The following is a 19,013-nucleotide window of genomic DNA, read 5'->3' on the forward strand; positions in this document are numbered from 1 at the left end:
GGTCATTTCCGGGCGTCATATGCCGGCGCTACGGTCAGCCGGCAGCCGCTGGCCTCAACAGCCAGCCCTCCCCCTTCGCCCGCCGAAGCCCGGCGCGGCCCCTCTCCGGAGCGCTTCCATGGCCCTGTACGACTCCATCCTCGACACCGTCGGCAACACCCCCATCGTCAAGCTGCAGCGCCTGGCTCCGCCGCAGGTCAGCCTCTACGCCAAGGTCGAGTCGTTCAACCCGGGCGGCTCAGTGAAGGACCGCCTGGCACTGGCGATCATTCTCGACGCCGAAGCGCGTGGCCTGCTCAAGCCGGGCGACACCATCGTCGAGGCCACCTCGGGCAACACCGGCGTGGCACTGGCGATGGTCGCCGCCGCGCGCGGCTATAAGTTCGTGGCAACCATGGTCGAAACGTTCTCGGTGGAACGGCGCAAGCTGATGCGCGCGTATGGCGCCAAGGTGATCCTGACCCCGGCCGCCGAGCGCGGCAGCGGCATGGTACGCAAGGCGGCCGAACTGGCCGAGCAGCACGGCTGGTTCCTGGCCAGCCAGTTCGCCAACCCGGCCAACCCGGCCTACCACCGCAACACCACCGCCGCCGAGATCCTGCGCGATTTCGCCGGCAAGCGACTGGACTACTTCGTCAGTGGCTGGGGCACCGGCGGCACGCTCACCGGCGTGGGCGAAGTACTGAAGGTCGCGCGCCCGCAGACGCGCATCATCGCCACCGAACCGGCCGGTGCCGCGCTGCTGAAGGGCGATGACTGGAAGCCGCACAAGATCCAGGGCTGGACCCCGGACTTCGTGCCCGATGTACTCAACCGTGATGTGGTGGATGAACTGGTGACGGTGGAAGATGACCGCGCGATCGCCACCGCCCGCCGCCTGGCGGCGGAGGAAGGCATCTTCGTTGGCATCTCCGCTGGCGCCACTGTCGCCAGCGCGCTGGATGTCGCCGCGCGCGCCGAACCGGGCTCGGTGATCCTGGCGATGCTGCCGGACACCGGCGAACGCTACTTCTCCACGCCGCTATTTGCCGATGTGAACGAAGGTTCCGACGACGACTGGTTGGCCGGCCTGCCGTGATGCATCGGGTCGGATCCCTTTCCTGCAGGGAAAGGGCTCTGACCCGGTTTGCCAGAACTATGGATCGCAGGGGTCAGAGCATTTTCCGTGCGGAAAAAGGCTCTGACCCCTTTCTGCTTCAGCCTGCGTGAAGGCGCCACCCGCCATCGTGCGTGAAGGCCGCCGGATCGCAGCGCGTGAGACGGTCATGACGCAGTATCAATGCCCTGTGCCCTACCTTGGGAACAGCCGGCGCAGATGCTGCGCGGAACACCTCACAGGCAGGAGACGGGCGCATGAAGATCGAAGTTTGGCAGGGCGACATCACGACCCTGGCGGTGGATGCGATCGTCAACGCGGCCAATGAAACACTGCTCGGCGGTGGCGGTGTCGACGGTGCGATCCATCGCGCCGCAGGCCCAGCGCTGCTGGCCGAATGCGAACAGCTGCCGGAACTGCGGCCCGGTGTGCGCTGCCCGACCGGCGAAGTGCGTGCCACCGACGCCCATGCGTTACCTGCGCGGCATGTGCTGCATACGGTCGGCCCGGTCTGGCACGACGGTCAACGCGACGAACCGGCGCTGCTGGCCAACTGCTACTGGAAATCCCTGCAGCTGGCCGAATCGCTGGGAGTGACATCGATCGCTTTCCCGGCGATCAGCTGCGGCGTGTACGGCTACCCGCTGTACCAGGCCGCGCAGATCGCAGTGACCGAAACGCTGGCATGGCAGCGCAGCCATGCACAGCCGATGCGCATCGTGCTGGTGGCGTTCAATACCGCTACCGCCAAGGCTTACCAGCAGGCGCTGACCGCTGCCGGACAGAACGCGGACAACGAGCCGCGCAGCTCGATGCTGCCGCCATTGGGCGATACCGGATTTGCAGCCGCGCATTGAACGGCTGACGTGGTTGGAACAGAAAAGGCCGGGCGATGCCCGGCCTTTTCTGTTGTGCGACTGCTTCCATCCACGCGTCGCTTGGATCTACCCATCCATGCGCCGCATGGAGCGATGTCAGCGGCTGGCGGCATCCACTGCGGCGGCATCATCGGCCACTGCCGCAGCAGCGTCCGCAGCGGCACGCGCGGCCGAGGCGGCAGCACCGTCGGCGCTGGCACCCTCCACCTGCACGCGCACTTCCACCATGCCCGCGCCATTGTTCAGGCTGGACACGTCAATGGTGTAGTGACCGGCCGGCAAGGTCTCCTCCAGGCGCGAATTGGTACCGTTGCCACCGTCGTCGTCGGTCAGCTCGACATCACCGCCGACCACGCGCAGCACGGTATCGACCTGGCTGGAGATCGCATCCAGGCGCACGTCGGCCGGGCGGTCCAGGGTCAGCAGGAAACGACGGCGGCCATCGTTGTCGAGCATGGTGTACACACTGCCCGACTTCGGCAGGGCGGTGCCATCGCGTTCAACCAGATTGCCCGGCAGTTCGATGCGGTTGGCAGACAGGGTAAACATGCCATTGACACCGTCGCCCAGACCGCGCGCGGTCAAGGTGTACTTGCCCGGCTTCAGCGACAGGGTCAGGCGCGAGTTGGTGCTGTCGTTGCCATCATCATTCTCGGCCTCAACGCCCTGGCCCGACAGCTTCAGCACCGGGTCGAACACATCCGACACCAGGCGGATCTCGTACAGGCCTGCCTTCTCCACCTGCAGGGTGTAGTCCTGCGAGCTGCCGGCCAGCATGTCGGCGATCTCGCCGCTACCCACCAGCGGCTTGCCGTCATAGGGCTTCAGCTTCTCGGCGCGCAGGCGATACGGACCGAAGGCGCTCGGGCCATCGGCGTTGACCGCCACCTGGTAGGTCCCGCCACCGTTTGCACGGAAGGCCAGCGAGACGTCGCCTTCGCGTTCGTAGCCGGTATTGCTGGTGGATACCAGGCTGCCGTTGTTGAACACGGCGATCGAACCGGTCAGTGCACCGGTCAGCTTCAGACCGACCAGGTCCTTGTCTTCCAGCTTGATCTGGTACAGCTGGTGGTGGCTGCCGTCGTTGAAGTTGATGCCGCTACGCGAGGTGATTTCGCCGGACACCGGCTTGTCGAAATCGAGAGACGCGGCCTTGCCTGCGTCACCACCGCCACCGATGCGGTTGCAACCGCCGGCGATCAGGACCGTGGCAACGGCCACTGTGATTGCTGCCAAACGCATGTTTTTTCTCCTTGGCCTTCCATGTATGTCCCGCACACCGGCCCGGTGCGTGGGGGCGGAAAAGATACCCGCAAAAGCAAACGCCGGCGTGATGCCGGCGTTGCCCTGTTCATCCTGCGATGGGACGGATCAACCGTTCCACTTGCCCAGCGCGGCCAGGCCATTGTCCTTGGCGCGCTCGTACACGGTCTTCTGGGCAGCAGCGTAGTTGCCCTTCATGTCCTTGGCCCACAGCTTCAGCGCAGCCTGCTGCATCGCGCGGCCGTAGGAGAAGCTCAGCGGCCACGGCAGGTTGCCCATCTGGTTCATGGCGTTGAGGTGAGCGGTGGACTGCTCGTCGCTCTGGCCACCGGACAGGAACACCACGCCCGGCAGGATCGCCGGCACGGTGCTCTTCAGGCACATCACGGTCGACTCGGCCACTTCCTCGACGTCGGCCTGCTCATCGCAGTTCTTGCCGGAGATGACCATCGAGGCCTTCAGGATGGTGCCTTCCAGCAGCACGTTCTGCTGGTACAGCGCATCGAACAGCGAACGCAGGGTCGCTTCGGTGACTTCGTAGCAGGTCTCGATGTCGTGGTCGCCGTCCATGATCACTTCCGGCTCGACCATCGGCACCAGGCCGCATTCCTGGCACAGCGCTGCGTAGCGGGCCAGCGCGTGGGCGTTGGACTCGATGCAGGTACCCGACGGAATGCTCTCGCCGATGTTGATCACCGCACGCCACTTGGCGAAGCGCGCGCCCAGCTTGTAGTACTCCTGCAGGCGCTCGCGCAGGCCGTCCAGGCCTTCGGTCACCAGCTCGCCCGGGCAGCCGGCCAGCGGGTGCGCACCCTTGTCCACCTTGATGCCCGGAATCATGCCGTGGTCGGCCATGTACTTGGCGAACGGCACGCCGTCCTTGGTCGACTGACGGATGGTTTCGTCATACAGGATGGCGCCGGAAATATGCTCGTTGAGCTTGGGCGTGGTCAGCAGCAGTTCGCGATAGGCACGACGGTTCTCCTCGGTGTTCTCGATACCGACGCCGGCGAAACGCTTGGCGATGGTAGCGGTGGATTCGTCGATCGCGATGATGCCCTTGCCCGGGGCAACCATGGCCTGGGCGGTTTCAGCCAGCTGTTCGATGCTCATGTACTTCCTGTGGCGGGTGCGGGAAAAACGTAAGTATAGCCCCGCTACCCGTTGCCTCGCCGTGGAGGCCAGGCTGGAAACGATTCCAATGTCCGCACAGGACAGGCGATGTCCTGTTGCGCCGGGTCAGAGCCCCTTCGGGGAACTGACCCGGGCTCCAGGGTTTACAGGTCGCCCAGACCGCTGGCACGGCCGTCTTCGCCCACTTCCAGCAGGCGCAGGGTGTTGGTCGCCCCCAGGGTTTCCATGTGCTCGCCGCTGGTGAACACCACGCGGTCACCGGCCTGCAGCAGATCGGCTTCAACCAGCAGGCGGATGCTGCCGCGCGCGGCTTCGCGCGGGGTCAGGCCACGGCTGTCGAAGTTGATCGGATACACATCGCGCATCAGCGCCATCTGCCGGCGGGCGCCGTCATGGCGGGTGACCGCGAACACCGGCGCCTTGGCACGGAAACGCGACAGGTAGCGGGCGGTGCCACCGGATTCGGTCATCGCCACGATCGCGCGCACGCCCACGTGCTGGGACAGGAACATGGTGGCCATGGCAATGGCCTGGTCGGCACGTTCCAGGTTGCGCGGCGAGGCATTGAAGTCGGTCTCTGTCTGGAACTGGCGCTCAGCACCCAGGCAGATCCGCGCCATCGCTTCCACGGCCTTGACCGGGTAGGCACCGGCAGCGGTTTCGGCCGACAGCATGACCGCGTCGGTGCCGTCGATGACCGAGTTGGCCACGTCCAGCACTTCGGCGCGGGTCGGGATCGGGCTTTCGACCATCGACTGCAGCATCTGCGTAGCGGTGATGACCACCTTGTTCTGCGCCAGCGAGGCCTTGATGATCTTCTTCTGCAGGCCCGGCAGTTCGGCATCGCCGATTTCCACACCGAGGTCACCGCGCGCAACCATCACCACGTCACTGGCCTCGACGATCTCTTCGAGGTTTTCGATGGCCTCGGTGCGCTCGATCTTCGACACCAGTGCGGCGTAGCAGCCGTGCGATTCAGCGATCTCGCGCGCGTCATTCATGTCCTGCGCATTGCGGCAGAACGACACGGCGATGAAGTCGACGCCGATCTTGGCGACGATGCCGATCAGTTCCTTGTCGCGCTCGGTCAGCGCACCCAGCGACAGGCCGCCGCCCTGCTTGTTCAACCCCTTGCGATCAGACAGCGCGCCGTCGTTGAGCACGGTGTTGATGATGCGCTCGCCTTCCACTTCGACTACCTGAAGCTGCATCAGGCCATCGTCGAGCAGCAGGACATCACCTGGGCCGACATCCTGCGGCAGGCCGAGGTAGCTGACGCCGACCTGGGTCGCATCACCGGGGCCGGCATTGGTGCTGGCGATCAGGTCGAAACGGTCGCCCGCCTTCAGCTGCACCTTGCCTTCGGCGAAACGCTCGATGCGGATCTTCGGGCCCGGCAGGTCGGCCAGGATGCCCACTTCCACGCCGACGCGGGCCGCAGCCGCACGCACTTCGGCGGCACGCTTGGCCTGGCCGGACGGATCACCGTGGCTGAAGTTCAGCCGCACCACGTTGACGCCGGCGCGGAACAGATCCTCCAGCACGCCCGGCGGATCAGTGGCCGGGCCGAGGGTGGCAAGGATCTTGGTGCGACGCTGACGCTCGAACATGGTGAATGGGCCTCTCCCGATAAAGAACGGAAATTAGCACATCCTTCACGCCGCATGTATACGGTTACAGCCTTGCGCTGCCTGACTTCGCGGGTCATCGAACGGACATCGGCCGGACATACGCTGGCGCAGGGTCGTGGTAGCGCCGGGCAGGGCCCGGCGGGTGCTGGGCAAAACCGCCGGGCATGGCCCGGCGCTACCGATCAAAGGCGCATCACGCCAGCAGCGTTTCCAACTGCGCCGGTTCGCGTGCCAGTTGCCCGGCGCCGGCTTCGGTCAGCTCCTGCTCGCCACCGAAGCCCCACAGCACACCGATACTGCGCAGGCCGTGGTGACGCGCACCTTCGATGTCCATGCGGCGGTCGCCGATCATCCAGCATTGCGCCGGCTGCACCTGCAACCGGCGCAGCGCTTCGCCGACCAGTTCCGGCTTGTGGCTGCGCGAGCCGTCCAGGGTCGAGCCGACAATCTCCTCGAACAACCCGCCGAACGGCAGGTGGGCAAGGATGCGGCGCGCGTGCGGCTCGTTCTTGGCGGTGACCACCGCCAGGCGGTGGCCACGACCGTGCAGCGTGCGCAGCGTGTCTTCCACCTGCGGATACACCGTGTGCTCGCGCCAGCCTTCGGCATCGAAACGTTCACGGTAGTAGCCCACGGCTTGTTCCACCCGCGCCGGTTCGACGAACAGCGGCGCGAAGGTGGTCCGCAACGACGGACCGATCCAGCCCAGCAGGGTGTCCTGCGGCGGCACCGGATGGTCCATCTTCTGCAGCGCGTAGGCGATGCAGGCGGTGATGCCCACCTGCGAATCGATCAGCGTGCCGTCGAGGTCGAAGAACAGCACATCCCTGCCGTGGTCGGCATTCATGCGCCGCGCGCGTCGAGTGCGGCCACGGCCGGCAGGGTCTTGCCTTCCAGGAACTCCAGGAACGCACCACCGCCGGTGGAGATGTAGCTGACCTGCGCGGCGATATCGAACTTGTCGACCGCAGCCAGGGTGTCGCCACCGCCGGCGATGGAGAACGCGTTGGAGCTGGCGATGGCGCGCGCCAGCGCTTCGGTGCCCTTGCTGAAGGCCTCGAACTCGAACACGCCAACCGGACCGTTCCAGACCACGGTGCCGGCGTTTTCGATCAGCTGCGCATACTGCGCAGCGGTCTGCGGGCCGATGTCCAGGATCAGGTCGTCTTCGGCGACGGCGTCGACCGCCTTCACTTCAGCCACGGCGTCGGGCAGGAACTGCTTGGCGGTGACCACGTCGACCGGCAGCGGGATGTCCGCACCACGGGCCTTGGCATCGGCGACGATCTTCTTCGCGGTGTCCAGCAGGTCCGGCTCATACAGCGACTTGCCGACGTTGTAGCCAGCGGCGGCGATGAAGGTATTGGCGATGCCGCCACCGACGATCAGCTGATCGACCTTGCCAACCAGGCTGGCCAGCAGTTCCAGCTTGGTGCTGACCTTGCTGCCAGCGACGATCGCCAGCAGCGGCTTGGCCGGGGCGTCCAGCGCCTGTGCCAGCGCATCCAGCTCGGCCATCAGCAGCGGGCCACCGGCCGCGACCGGTGCGAAGCGGATGACGCCATGGGTTGAGGCCTGGGCGCGGTGCGCGGTACCGAAGGCATCCATCACGAACACGTCGCACAGCGCGGCATACTTCTTCGACAGGGCTTCATCGTCCTTGGCCTCGCCGACATTCATGCGGCAGTTTTCCAGCAGCACCAGCTGACCCGGCTGCACCTCGACGCCGTCGACCCAGTCGCGCACCAGTGGAACCTCGCGACCGAGCAGCTCGGACAGGCGCTGGGCCACCGGCGCCAGCGAATCTGCTTCGCTCCACACGCCTTCCTTCGGGCGCCCCAGGTGCGAGGTGACCATCACCGCCGCGCCCTGCTCCAGCGCGCGCTTGAGCGTCGGCAGCGAAGCGGTGATGCGCTGTTCGGAGGTGATGCGGCCATTCTCGATCGGCACGTTCAGATCCTGGCGGATCAGCACGCGCTTGCCGGAGAGGTCGAGGTCGGTCATGCGGACGATGGACATGGGCAACTCTTTGGCTCAGGGACGGGATGCCGGGCTACGGCAGACGGCCATTGTATCGGGTGCGGGTGGTGGGAGGGCCGATGCCTGCGGCAGGCAGAAGCGCAGGGCGACAGCGACAGCAACGGCCGAAGCCAAAGCACTGGCGCTTTGTGATGCTGTGGATGGGCCGGGGTGGTGTGGGCTGGCAGGGGACGCCGTGAATCCGTCCCTGGAGGCTTGGCAGCCGCATCCATGCGGCTGACACCCCTGCCAGCCCACACCACCCCGGCCTCGACAGGTTCATGAGGTGATGCGGATGGCAAAGGCAAAAGCAGTTTCTGATGTCGGATGGAGAAAGAAGGGATCAGATCCGTTTTCCTGCGGAAAACGGATCTGACCCCGATGGCCGTCGAGCGAAGCGACCCGCTTCCGCTCTTGCTTTTCTTTTTCCTCTTCCGTGGGTGGACGCACACGGAAACTGTCAGAGGCCGGGCGGGGTGGGTTCGCGGGGGTGTCAGCCGCATGGATGCGGCTGCCAAGCCTACAAGGACGTACTTGCGGCGTCCCCCGCGAACCTACCCCGCCCGGCCAAGCGCGGCTTTTGCTTTTGCTTTGCACGACCAACCCCACCCACGAGGGGCTGCGCCGTTCGCCGGAACCTACGCCGAAGGCGCAGGCTTCTGCCGAAGCAGGCTGACCGCCAGGCCGCCCACCACCAGCACGCCCAACCCCAACAACGCCCACAGCAACCACGCCTTCCAATCGCGCTGCGGCTTCAGCGCCGCGTCGCCGGCCAGCGGTTCCGGGCTGCCTTCCAGGCGCGCCAGCGTCGGCTGCCAGGAAGGATCATTGCGCTGCCGCAGCTCCTCGATCAGCACGCCCACCGGTGCTTCCGCCCGGCGTGCGGTCGAACTGCCTACCGCCAGCGCATACGGTGCCGCGCCCTGGCTCAGGAACACCAGCACTTCCGGCTGATAGCCCAGGCGCAGGGTCGGCGCTGTCGCCGTTTCCGCCGGGTTCGCCACCAGTTTCCAGTATCGGTCGCGGTGGATGCCGCCGAGCGGTTGCGCGGCGGACTGCTGGCGCTGGCCCTGGGTGCCCTGCTGCAGCTGGTAGGCAATCCACGGTGCGCTGCGTCGCTGCCATTCCGCGCTCTCGTCATCGCGGCTGAACAGCGTCCACTGCACCAGGCTGTTGTCGGTGCTGGCCACGTCAGCGCGCGCCACCGGGAAGCGGCCGTCCAACTCGAAGGTGTACTCGCCCTTGCCCTTCGACGTCGGCTCCAGCGACAGCCATTCCCATGGCAGCGTGGCCGGCGCCGGCGGCAGCTCGGCCAGCACGCTGCGCAGGGTCGGCAGGCGTGCCTCGCCCTGTGCCAGCACGCGCACGTAGCGGGCGTTGCTGTCCACCTGCAGCCGGCGCTGCAACAGGCGCTTGCCGGCGCGCTGCAGATCCACCAGCGGCACATCCCGCGCGATCGGGCGCCAGTTCTGCAGATCATCGCTGGCGTCCAGCTGCACCTGCGCCTGCAGCGGCTGGCCGCTGTCAGCCCAGTCCAGCACCAGCGCTGCCAACGGCTGCTGGCCAAGCACGCTGGCGTCGATCAGCCAACCGCCCTGCCCGTTCGTCACCGCGCTGCCGCCCACGCGCGCTTCAACCCGGCGCACGCGGCCGTCGGTATCGCGTTCGGTCAGCAGCTGCAGGTCATTGCGCTGCGATGCGGCCAGCGGCGGCAGCGCGAACCATGGCAGTTCGCGCTGCACCGGCGGCTGTGCCAACGGCTGGTCCGGTGCCAGCAGCGCCGATGGCAGCGATTGGCCCGCCGCGTTGAATACCTGCAGATCACCCAGGTCGGCGGCACCGGCACGGCGGTAGATCGCCGGTTCCAGCACGACGCGATACGCACCGGACTGTGCACTGGACAACGTCAACGGCCATTGTTCGGCGTACTGGGTGCGGTACTCGGCGGCCTGCACCGCGACGGCGGCCAGCATGCCGAACATCGCCGGCAGCAGCGCCCTGCTCCACTTCCTCATTGTTTTTCCTCCACGGACGGCGCCGCGCTGGGCGGTGCCGGTGCCAGATAACCCACGACCGTGCACAGCAGGCCGTAGGCGATGAACGATGCGATGCCGAGCAGGTTGCCAAGGTGCTGGCGATCGATGAGTACCAGCTTGGCCAGCACCACGCCCATCAGCACGGCGCCCACCATCCACAACACGCGTTGGCCGCGACGCGAGCCCCATACCCAGGCGATCACGCCAAGCACGCTCCACAGCACGGTCAGGCTGGTCTGGGCCAGGCTGAAGCGCATCATCGAGGCGTTCCAGGACAGGCCGCCCCACTGGTGCACGCCATGCAGCACCAGGCTGGTCAGCGCAATGAAGGCCGCCAGCGCCAGCACGGGCAGGCGGATCTTCAGCAGTGCCTGCGGCGCCTGGTCGCTGTACAGCCAGCGCGCCAGCAGCAGCAGGCTCAGCCACTGCCCGATCTCGGCCGGATTCAATACCGGCAGCCACAGCAGCGGCGCGGCATCACCCGGCAGCAGCTGGCCGAACAACCAGCCGATCGACAACAGGCCGAACAGCACGCACTGCAGCGGCAGGCGCACGCTGTCGAAGGCCACGCCCAGCGGCCAGCGCAGGACGTTCCAGCGCCACAGCGACAGCGCCGCCATCAGCAGCCACGGCAGCGTGACCAGCAGGGTCGTCCAGCCCTGCGCCAAGTTGGCCTCGCCACCGCCCCACAAGGCCAGCAGCGAAAGCAGCGAGGGCCACAGCAGCCACCACAGGAACTGCGCGATACGTGCCACGGTGTCGCCGCCCTGGCGCAGGCACAGCAGCGTGCGCACACCAAGCACCGCGAACGCCGCCCAGGCCAGCGCACCGTAGCCGGCGAACGGTTGCTGGTGCGCATCGCTCTGCATCAGCGCCAGCGGGAAGCCCAGCGCCAGCATTGCAAGTGCGGTCACGCCCAGCGCGCGCGCCGGCTGGCGACGCTGCATTTCCGCGGCCAGCCATGCGGTAACCGCGGCCAGCACCAGCAGTGCATCCACTTCGATGCGGTAGGGGAAGAACCGGATGATCTCGTGCACCAGGCCGCCCAACCACCACAGCAGTCCCCACAGGTAGTAGACCAGCGCGATCTCGTGACGCTCCCTGCGCTGGTAACTCCACGCCGACGCGAAGCCGGCCACGGCCAGCAGCAGCGCACCAATCGCTGTTGGGTTGAGCAGGAAACGCACGTCTTCATGCCAGTGATCGCCACCGGCAACGAAGGCGAACGCGGCACCCATCTGCAGCAATGCACCGGACACCTGCGGCAGCCAGCGCTTCTGGCGCAGGCCCAACCAGGCCAGGCCGGCACCTTCCAGCGCGAATACCGCACCGGTGGCACGCGCCGACAGCGCCAACGGCACCGCCAGCGTGGCGAAGCCCACCGCCAGCACTGCATGCGACTGCGCCAGCACGGTGTACGACGCACGCGCGATCAGCGCCCGCGCCAGCACCGCGTAGATCGCAGCCAGGCCCAGTGCGCACAGCGCCAGCGTCATCGGCTGCTCATGCAGCATGCCGGCCTGCAGCGAGAACGCGACCAGCGGCGTGCCGAACACCAGGCTGCCGTCGACCAGATCGCGCCGACCTGCCGGCTGCCGGCGCGCATACAGCAGCGGAATCAACAGGTAGAAGGCGAAGAACAGCAACAGGAACGGCTCGGTGCTGCTGAACTTGTCCGGCGCATATTGCAGCACGCCCCAGAAGGTACCGATGCCAAAGGTGAAGGCGAAGCCGAGCAGGTTCAGCGCACGCCACGGACGGAACCAGGCGATGGCGAAGATGCCTGCGTTGAGCACCGCGTAATAGCTGAACAACCCCACGTGGTTGCCGCTGCCGGTGGACAGCCACAACGGCGCCATGAAGCCGGCCAGGATGCCCAGCACCGCCAGCGTGCGCGAGTTCTGTACCACTGCCAGCACGCACAGCCCGGCCACCAGTGCGATCGAACTGGCAAAGGCAAAGCCTGGGTTGAGCAGTTCAAAGCGTTTGAACGCGGCGAAGATGGTCAGCAGCAGCACGCCGATGGCACCGCCCTGCAGGGCCAGCGCAAACAGGCGCCGACGTTCGCGCTGGTGCCAGCCGAAGGCCAGCAGGCCCAGCGCACCCACGGTGACGCCGGCCAGGCGCAGTTCGATCGGCAGCACCAGCCAGCCCTGGTCGCTGACGTACTTCAGCAGTGCGGCGACACCGGCCAGCAGCACCAGCATGCCGATCTTGACCGGCACGTTGCCTTCGGTGAACCAGCGTTTGACCGCACCGACGCCACGCTCGATGAAATTAGGCAGCGCCGGTTCTGGCGGCAACGGCGGCAACGGTGGCTGCACCGGCACCGGCGGTGGCGCGGCAGGACGGGGAACAGGCGCCTCGGTGGGCGCGGCCTCGCGCAACGGCGGCTGCGGAGGCTGAGGTGAGGGCGGCACAGCCGCAGCGACCGGCCGCAGGAAGGGGGGATCGGCACTGGCGGCGGGCGTGACCAGCCGTTCAGGCGCGGGCGCGGCGGCGACCGGCCTGGCGACAGGTTCGGCGGCCAGTGCGCTTTCCAGCGCGGCGACGCGGCGACGCAGGCCGGCAATCATCACCAGTGCCACCACCAGCAGCAGCGGGATGGCCAGCAGGACCAGTACGACCAGGGCTATCAGTGCTTCCATTGCGTGCTTCCATTGCGATCCCGCGCCCCAGCGGCAGCGGTCGACCGGCCCATGCTACGACAGTGCCGGCCCCATAAACGACGAACCCCGGCCAGGCCGGGGTCCGCGTGCGATCTTTGCCGGCCTTACTTGGCGGCGACGACCTTGGCCATTTCCAGGCACTTGTTCGAGTAGCCCCACTCGTTGTCGTACCAGGTCACCAGCTTGACGAAGGTGCCGTCCAGGGCGATACCGGCCTCGGCGTCGAACACCGAGGTGCAGGTTTCGCCGCGGAAATCGGTGGCCACGACCTTGTCTTCGGTGTAGCCCAGGATGCCCTTCAGCGGGCCTTCGCTCTGTGCCTTCACTTCAGCGCAGATCTCGGCGTAGGTGGCTTCCTTTTCCAGCTCGACGGTCAGGTCGACCACCGACACGTCCGAGGTCGGGACGCGGAAGCTCATGCCGGTCAGCTTCTTGTTCAGTTCCGGGATGACCACGCCGACAGCCTTGGCCGCACCGGTGGACGACGGAATGATGTTTTCCAGGATGCCGCGGCCGCCGCGCCAGTCCTTGTTGGACGGGCCATCGACGGTCTTCTGGGTGGCGGTGGCCGCATGCACGGTGGTCATCAGGCCGCGCTTGATGCCCCACTTGTCATTGATGACCTTGGCCAGCGGGGCCAGGCAGTTGGTGGTGCACGAGGCGTTGGAGACGATCGCCTGGCCGGCGTAGGTCTTGTCGTTCACACCGTAGACGAACATCGGGGTGTCGTCCTTCGACGGCGCCGACATGATCACCTTCTTCGCGCCGGCATCGATGTGCTTCTGCGCGGTTTCCTTGGTCAGGAACAGGCCGGTGGACTCGATCACCACGTCCACGTCCACGTCGTTCCACTTCAGGTTGGCCGGGTCGCGTTCCTGGGTCAGGCGGATCTTCTTGCCGTTGACCAGCAGGTCGTTGCCCTGCACCGCCACGTCGGCCTTGAAGCGCCCGTGCACGGAGTCGTACTTGAGCATGTAGGCCAGGTAATCCGGCTCCAGCAGATCGTTGATGGCCACGATTTCGATGTCGTCGCCGAAGTTCAGCACCGCCGAGCGCAGGACGTTACGCCCGATGCGACCGAAACCGTTGATACCAACCTTGATTGCCATGTTCTCAAGCTCCTGCGGCCGCGTCGGGTGCGGCGGGATGGATAGGGCCCACAAGTCTAGCAAACCGGGCATGGCCACCGTGGGCCAGCCCCTGCCGGCAACGGGCTGGCGGACAGGATTTGATCCGGATCAAAGCGTTAGCGCGGCGTGAGGCCGAGACTGTCGCCATCCACCCAGCAACGAGACTACCCCCATGCGCAAGACCTCCCCCCTGATCGTGGCCAGCCTGGCCGCCGCCCTGTCCCTTGCCGCCGCCCCGGCCATGGCCCAGTCCAAGGGCGACTGGACCGTCTCCGCCGGCGTGCACCAGGTGGCGCCGAAGTCGAACAACGGCTGGCTGGCCAACGGCACCCTGAAGGTCGATGTCGACAACGACGTCAAGCCGACCATCACCGGTGAGTACTTCATCGCCGACAACCTGGGCATCGAAGTGCTGGCCGCGCTGCCGTTCAAGCACGACATCAACATCAACGGCCTCGGCCGCGTGGGCAGCACCAAGCAGCTGCCGCCGGTGGTGACCCTGCAGTATCACTTCAACAGCAAGGGCAAGGTGTCGCCGTTCATCGGTGCGGGCGTGAACTACACGACCTTCTTCAGCGAAGACACCACCGGTGCGCTGAAGGACAGCCGCCTGAAGCTGCAGGATTCGTGGGGTCTGGCCGCGCATGCGGGCGTGGACTTCGCGATCGGCGAGAAGGGCGCGCTGCGCGTGGACATGCGCTGGATCGACATCGACAGCAAGGTAAAGCTGGATGGCGAGAAGATCGGCACGGTCAACATCGATCCGCTGGTCTACGGCGCGTCGTACGTCTTCAAGTTCTAAGCGGTGTGTTGAGTGCGGGGGCTTCGCCCCCGCTCCCCCGCTACATGCAAAACCCTCGCAGCATGTTGCCCCGGTGATTGCCGGGGCTTTTTTTTTTGCGCGAAAAGCACCGGCATCTGGAACTGGGTGGAGAGGGTTGGGTGATCGGGACACGCCGTAAATACGTCCCTGTAGGCTCGATCGCCGTATCCATGCGGCGAACGGTCCCGATCACCCAACCCTTTCCACCCTTCCCATCTGCGCGCGCGTGCCAGCTCAAGCAAAGGCAAGAGCAGAACCTGTACATCCGAGGCGTAGTGGTTGCCTGCAATTGCGGGAGGCCGATTTTGATCCTGCATTTGTCTTCGATGTTGCCTTTGACCTTTGCATCCGCCTCCGCGGCCATGTTGGATGGGGCTGCAGGGGCAGGCGCTGCAGCCAGCCCCCAGCAGACAGGAACGCGCCGCTCTTCAATCCGCCTCCCCCCGCTAGAATGTGCGCATGAAAGCCCTGCACTCCTTCCTCCTCGCCGCCGCCCTGGCGCCGGTCCTGCTGTCCGTCTCCGCCCCCGTCCATGCCTGGGGCGCGCAAGGCCACCGCCTTGTCGCCGAAGTCGCCGACGCCCGCCTCAACCCCACCGCCCGCGCCGAAGTGGACCGTCTGCTGGCCACCGAACCGGACGCCACGCTGGCCAGCATCGCGCCCTGGGCCGACCAGCTGCGTGCCAAGGATCCGGGCCTGGGCCGTCGCTCGGCCGGCTGGCACTACGTCAACATCGCCGAAGACAACTGCCATTACGAAGCACCGAAGCACTGCAAGAACGGCAACTGCATCGTCGAAGCCCTGAAGGCGCAGAGCACCATCCTCGGCGACCGCAGCCTGACCGATGGCGAGCGCCTGCAGGCGCTGAAGTTCGTCGTGCACCTGGTCGGCGACATCCATCAGCCGATGCATGCCGGCTACGCACACGACAAGGGCGGCAACGATTTCCAGCTGCAGTTCGGCAACCGCGGTACCAACCTGCACTCGCTGTGGGACAGCGGCATGCTCAACACCCGCAAGCTTGACGACGCAGGCTATCTGCCGCTGCTGCAGAGCCAGCGCGCGCCGAAGCTGGCGCGCCAGTCCAACCCGCAGCGCGACCCGCAGACGTGGGCCGAGGCCAGCTGCCGTATCTCCATGCAAGCTGGCGTTTATCCGGCCTCGCGTAAAATCGGTGACGAATACACCGAGCGCTACCGGCCGCTGGCCGAAGCGCAGCTGCGACTGGCCGGTGAGAACCTGGCGCAGTTGCTGAACCGCGTGCTGGGCACGCGCTGAGGAGCGTTCCAATGTCAGTCCAGGTGCAGTCGTTCTTCCACCGTGACAGCAATACCTTCAGCTATCTGGTCAGTGATCCGGCCAGCGCCGAAGCGGCGCTGATCGACCCGGTCCTGGACTACGACCCGGATACCGACGCCAGCAGTGAAGCGCCGCTGCATGCCGCGTTGCAGGCCATCGAACAACAGGGCCTGCAGCTGCGCTGGCTGCTGGAGACACACGCTCACGCCGATCACGTATCGGGTGGGCGCCGTCTCAAGCAACGCTTCCCGCGGGCTACGCTGGCCATCGGCGAAGGCATCCGCGCGGTGCAGGCCACCTTCGCGCCGCGCTACGGCCTGCAGCTTCCTGCGGCGGATGAAATCTTCGATCACCTGTTCGGCGATGGCGAGACCTTCGCTCTTGGCGGACTGCGCGGCCAGGTGATTGCCGTGCCCGGCCATACCAGCGACAGCATCGCCTACCTGATCGGCGATGCGCTGTTCACCGGCGACTCGCTGTTCATGCCCGACGGCGGTACCGCCCGCTGCGATTTCCCGGGCGGTGACGCCGCGCAGTTGTATCGTTCAATCCAGCGTCTGCTGGCGCTGCCTGATGCGACGCGCGTGTTCGTCTGCCACGACTACGGCCCCGGCGGCCGCGCATTCGCCAACGAAACCACCATCGGCGAGCAGCGCGCACACAACATCCACGTGCATGACGGCGTGGCCGAGGCGGAGTTCGTCAGCGTGCGCCAGGCCCGCGATGCCACACTGGCCGAACCGACGCTGATGCAGCCAGCGGTGAAGGCCAACATCCAGGGCGGTGCCTGACACACACCGCTGCGCTCGCCGGGCATGGCCCGGCGCTACCGTTTTCGGTCACGCATCGCGGGCGTTCATTTCCCCTGCGTGCGCACTACATGCTGACCCTTCACGATTTCGAACGTAAAGGCGTACTGCAGGGTAACCGCCACCGGTTCGACGCGCTCGGCGCCGCGGCAGTCGCCGCGGTCTGCAGGCGCCTTGCCAGCGGCAAAGTGACATACCGCTGCGGACGAGTACTTCCACATCGCCACCGCTTCCTGTGCGGCCTGCAGAAGGGGCGCATTCTCGCCCGAAGCACCTGCCGCGCACTCCGGGCGATCGGTCAACGGCATGCTGCGTTCAACGCTGCCCTGCGCATCGACCACCACCTGCAGGCAGATGGTGGTAGGCGCCAGTTCCACGCGTGGGTCACGGTCACCAACCTGCGGATCCGGTGCCGCGTACAACTGCGGCATCCGGTAGCCCTCGCTCGCGCCCAGCGAATAGGTCTGCAGCTGCCCGCTGCCGCCACCGGTCTGCGGCTGCAGGCGCTGATGGCCGACATTCTCGCTGCGGGTATCAACGGTGGTCAGGCGATCCTGGGTCGCGCACCCTGCCAACAGCGCCGCCGCCATCAACAGCGGCGCGGACTTCACTGGGAGTCCTCGGTGTTGTCCATGGCATAGGTGATCGGAATCTTCACAGCCCCTGCGACGGGCATTCCGTTCTTCATCGCCGGACGATAGGTCCAGCTCCGCGCAGCGGCGATCGACACCGCATCGAACACACCCGGATTGGTTGCGCTGAGTACCTGGACGTCAGTCGGATGGCCTTTGGCATCCACTTCCACGCGCAGGTTCACCACGCCCACCTGACGCTGCTCGATGGCGGACTTCGGGTAGGACGGTGGCGGCATCTTGTCGACTTGGATGGGCCTGTCCAGACCCGCCTTGGCGGCATCTTCTTCCGCGTGTTCAAACGGCTCGACACCGATTCTCGGGTTCCCGGCCACGCCCCCCTGGCTGGCCCATGCCACCGCCCCCATTCCCAGGCACAACCCGACCACCAGCACCTGCCCCGACACCCACGGCAATGCCTTCCGCTTGGACTGCTTCAACATGGCGATACGCTCCTTCAACACGGGTTGGCTGCGCCAATGGCAGACCGCTGGCGCAACCGGATGGACCAGCTGCGCCTTCAGCAGCGTGCTGGCGTAGAGACCGCGCAGCGCAGGCTGCGGGGCAATGGTGCGGGCATCGCAGGCCAGCTCCTGGTCACGCAGGAATCGGCGGGCGGCCCACGGCAGAAGCGGATGGAACCAGAACACCGCGCGTGCCATCAGCAGCGCCCCATTGGCCCAGTGATCACCATTGCGACGGTGGCTGCGCTCGTGCTGCAGGATCAGGCCCTGTTCCTGTGCGGTGAACTGCTGGTCGAAGTCCGGGCCTACCACGATGCGCGGCCGCCACAGGCCAACCAACGCTGGCAGGCCCGGGTCGGCGCTGGCCTGCCAGCTGCCATCGGCGCGTGCACACAGTTGACCCATGCCACGTTCAAAACGCCGCTGCGCGCGCAGGTCGCGCAGCAGGCAAAGGCCCGTGCCCAATGCCCACAGTGCCAGCAACACCCCGGCCCATGGCAACGACTGGCCGGCCGCGCCATCGATGGCACCAGGCAGCACTTTCAGCGGCAGCGTGGGTACCTGCTGCAACAACGCAACCTGCGGCAACGGCAGCATCAGTGCCAGCAGCAGCAACGGCAGCAGCCACCAGCTGCGGTAGGCCAACGCCACGCCCCCCAGGCGCACCAGCAAGGGCCGCAGCACCGCCAGCACGACCACGCCCACTGCCAGCCACAGGCTGGCTTGCCACAGTCCATCGAGCAGCTCAGTCATGGTCCAGCTCCTGGATCAGCTTCTTCAGTTCGGCGATGTCCTGCGCACTCAACTGGCCGCGTTCGCTGAAGTGCGCGACCAGCGGTGCCACCCGCCCTTCGAAGACGCGGCCGATGAAGTCCTGGCTCTGCGCCTCCACCCACGCCTGGCGCTGCAGCAGCGGCCGGTACAGGTAGCGCCGGCCATCGCGCTCGGCGGCGATCGCGCCCTTGGTCAGCAGGCGGTTGAGCAGGGTCTTGATGGTCGGCTCGGCCCAGTCACGGTGGGCCAGCGCGGCCACCACCTCGTCGGCGCTACGCGGCGCCTGCTGCCACAGCACCTCCATCACAACGGCTTCGGCTTCGCTGATCGGGCTCATGGTTTACATCCGTAATCGA

At 66.5% G+C, this 19,013-nt stretch carries 16 protein-coding genes; 5 read left to right on the forward strand and 11 right to left on the reverse strand.

Translation table 11 applies throughout. The features are described 5' to 3' along the window. The first annotated feature begins 118 nt into the window (after positions 1-118). Entirely contained in the window at positions 119-1,078 is a 960-nt protein-coding gene (cysK, locus tag V9K93_RS15700) for a cysteine synthase A (RefSeq protein ID WP_012511957.1), read from the forward strand. Positions 1,079-1,353: 275 nt separating this feature from the next. Next, positions 1,354-1,953 (forward strand): O-acetyl-ADP-ribose deacetylase, encoded by a 600-nt coding sequence (locus tag V9K93_RS15705; RefSeq protein ID WP_006388480.1) that lies wholly within the window; start codon positions 1,354-1,356, stop codon positions 1,951-1,953. Between the two features lie 117 nt (positions 1,954-2,070). Here V9K93_RS15705 and V9K93_RS15710 read toward each other — a convergent pair whose 3' ends face one another. The 8 genes from V9K93_RS15710 to gap all read right to left on the reverse strand — a co-directional run bounded on the left by V9K93_RS15710 (position 2,071) and on the right by gap (position 13,835). Then, entirely contained in the window at positions 2,071-3,216 is a 1,146-nt protein-coding gene (locus tag V9K93_RS15710; protein WP_136639345.1) for an iron-sulfur cluster assembly protein, read from the reverse strand. Positions 3,217-3,345: 129 nt separating this feature from the next. Continuing rightward, entirely contained in the window at positions 3,346-4,350 is a 1,005-nt protein-coding gene (locus V9K93_RS15715) for a class I fructose-bisphosphate aldolase (protein ID WP_006388532.1), read from the reverse strand. 164 nt (positions 4,351-4,514) lie between these two features. After that, positions 4,515-5,981 (reverse strand): pyruvate kinase, encoded by a 1,467-nt coding sequence (gene pyk / locus V9K93_RS15720; protein ID WP_006388586.1) that lies wholly within the window; start codon positions 5,979-5,981, stop codon positions 4,515-4,517. Positions 5,982-6,195: 214 nt separating this feature from the next. Continuing rightward, positions 6,196-6,849, reverse strand: a complete 654-nt coding sequence (locus tag V9K93_RS15725; RefSeq protein WP_136639346.1) for an HAD hydrolase-like protein — start codon at positions 6,847-6,849, stop codon at positions 6,196-6,198. Beyond that, positions 6,846-8,021: a phosphoglycerate kinase gene (locus V9K93_RS15730; RefSeq protein ID WP_136639347.1), complete on the reverse strand. Its 1,176-nt coding sequence runs from the start codon at positions 8,019-8,021 to the stop codon at positions 6,846-6,848. The genes V9K93_RS15725 and V9K93_RS15730 overlap by 4 nt, the downstream gene beginning before the upstream one ends. A gap of 638 nt (positions 8,022-8,659) precedes the next feature. Next, entirely contained in the window at positions 8,660-10,036 is a 1,377-nt protein-coding gene (locus V9K93_RS15735) for a DUF3999 domain-containing protein (protein WP_337302850.1), read from the reverse strand. Further along, a complete protein-coding gene (locus tag V9K93_RS15740; protein WP_337302851.1) occupies positions 10,033-12,705 on the reverse strand; it encodes a DUF2339 domain-containing protein in 2,673 nt (890 codons plus the stop codon). The genes V9K93_RS15735 and V9K93_RS15740 overlap by 4 nt, the downstream gene beginning before the upstream one ends. Positions 12,706-12,830: 125 nt before the next feature. Then, complete coding sequence (gene gap, locus V9K93_RS15745; protein WP_046984264.1) at positions 12,831-13,835, reverse strand: type I glyceraldehyde-3-phosphate dehydrogenase; 1,005 nt, start codon at positions 13,833-13,835, stop codon at positions 12,831-12,833. A 193-nt stretch (positions 13,836-14,028) separates the two neighbouring features. Here gap and V9K93_RS15750 point away from each other — a divergent pair, with 193 nt between their 5' ends. From V9K93_RS15750 to V9K93_RS15760, 3 genes are all read left to right on the forward strand, one after another. Further along, on the forward strand, positions 14,029-14,658 hold the full coding sequence (locus V9K93_RS15750) for an OmpW/AlkL family protein (RefSeq protein WP_046984265.1): 630 nt from the start codon (positions 14,029-14,031) through the stop codon (positions 14,656-14,658). Between the two features lie 480 nt (positions 14,659-15,138). Next, the gene (locus V9K93_RS15755; protein ID WP_046984266.1) at positions 15,139-15,957 is read left to right on the forward strand and encodes a S1/P1 nuclease; all 819 of its coding nucleotides are present in this window, start codon (positions 15,139-15,141) and stop codon (positions 15,955-15,957) included. An 11-nt stretch (positions 15,958-15,968) separates the two neighbouring features. Beyond that, positions 15,969-16,769 (forward strand): MBL fold metallo-hydrolase, encoded by an 801-nt coding sequence (locus V9K93_RS15760; RefSeq protein WP_337302852.1) that lies wholly within the window; start codon positions 15,969-15,971, stop codon positions 16,767-16,769. A 65-nt stretch (positions 16,770-16,834) separates the two neighbouring features. Here the strand turns inward: V9K93_RS15760 and V9K93_RS15765 are convergent, their stop codons facing one another. The 3 genes from V9K93_RS15765 to V9K93_RS15775 are packed head-to-tail and all read right to left on the reverse strand — an operon-like array spanning position 16,835 to position 18,994. Further along, positions 16,835-17,398, reverse strand: coding sequence for a hypothetical protein (locus tag V9K93_RS15765; RefSeq protein WP_253079336.1), 564 nt, complete (start codon positions 17,396-17,398; stop codon positions 16,835-16,837). Continuing rightward, a complete protein-coding gene (locus V9K93_RS15770) occupies positions 17,395-18,636 on the reverse strand; it encodes a M56 family metallopeptidase (protein WP_337302853.1) in 1,242 nt (413 codons plus the stop codon). The genes V9K93_RS15765 and V9K93_RS15770 overlap by 4 nt, the downstream gene beginning before the upstream one ends. Next, positions 18,629-18,994: a BlaI/MecI/CopY family transcriptional regulator gene (locus tag V9K93_RS15775; protein ID WP_046984270.1), complete on the reverse strand. Its 366-nt coding sequence runs from the start codon at positions 18,992-18,994 to the stop codon at positions 18,629-18,631. The genes V9K93_RS15770 and V9K93_RS15775 overlap by 8 nt, the downstream gene beginning before the upstream one ends. Positions 18,995-19,013: the final 19 nt, after the last annotated feature.

It is taken from the genome of Stenotrophomonas sp. CCNWLW162 (assembly GCF_037203745.1).
In the GTDB taxonomy this organism is placed as follows: Bacteria; Pseudomonadota; Gammaproteobacteria; order Xanthomonadales; family Xanthomonadaceae; genus Stenotrophomonas; species Stenotrophomonas maltophilia_AQ.

Bases quoted from the DNA above. Each gene is read 5' to 3' on its own strand.
- cysK (WP_012511957.1), top strand. From the start codon at position 119: ATGGCCCTGTACGACTCCATCCTCGACACCGTCGGCAACACCCCCATC.
- V9K93_RS15705 (WP_006388480.1), top strand. From the start codon at position 1,354: ATGAAGATCGAAGTTTGGCAGGGCGACATCACGACCCTGGCGGTGGAT.
- V9K93_RS15710 (WP_136639345.1), bottom strand. From the start codon at position 3,216: ATGCGTTTGGCAGCAATCACAGTGGCCGTTGCCACGGTCCTGATCGCC.
- V9K93_RS15715 (WP_006388532.1), bottom strand. From the start codon at position 4,350: ATGAGCATCGAACAGCTGGCTGAAACCGCCCAGGCCATGGTTGCCCCG.
- pyk (WP_006388586.1), bottom strand. From the start codon at position 5,981: ATGTTCGAGCGTCAGCGTCGCACCAAGATCCTTGCCACCCTCGGCCCG.
- V9K93_RS15725 (WP_136639346.1), bottom strand. From the start codon at position 6,849: ATGAATGCCGACCACGGCAGGGATGTGCTGTTCTTCGACCTCGACGGC.
- V9K93_RS15730 (WP_136639347.1), bottom strand. From the start codon at position 8,021: ATGTCCATCGTCCGCATGACCGACCTCGACCTCTCCGGCAAGCGCGTG.
- V9K93_RS15735 (WP_337302850.1), bottom strand. From the start codon at position 10,036: ATGAGGAAGTGGAGCAGGGCGCTGCTGCCGGCGATGTTCGGCATGCTG.
- V9K93_RS15740 (WP_337302851.1), bottom strand. From the start codon at position 12,705: ATGGAAGCACTGATAGCCCTGGTCGTACTGGTCCTGCTGGCCATCCCG.
- gap (WP_046984264.1), bottom strand. From the start codon at position 13,835: ATGGCAATCAAGGTTGGTATCAACGGTTTCGGTCGCATCGGGCGTAAC.
- V9K93_RS15750 (WP_046984265.1), top strand. From the start codon at position 14,029: ATGCGCAAGACCTCCCCCCTGATCGTGGCCAGCCTGGCCGCCGCCCTG.
- V9K93_RS15755 (WP_046984266.1), top strand. From the start codon at position 15,139: ATGAAAGCCCTGCACTCCTTCCTCCTCGCCGCCGCCCTGGCGCCGGTC.
- V9K93_RS15760 (WP_337302852.1), top strand. From the start codon at position 15,969: ATGTCAGTCCAGGTGCAGTCGTTCTTCCACCGTGACAGCAATACCTTC.
- V9K93_RS15770 (WP_337302853.1), bottom strand. From the start codon at position 18,636: ATGACTGAGCTGCTCGATGGACTGTGGCAAGCCAGCCTGTGGCTGGCA.
- V9K93_RS15775 (WP_046984270.1), bottom strand. From the start codon at position 18,994: ATGAGCCCGATCAGCGAAGCCGAAGCCGTTGTGATGGAGGTGCTGTGG.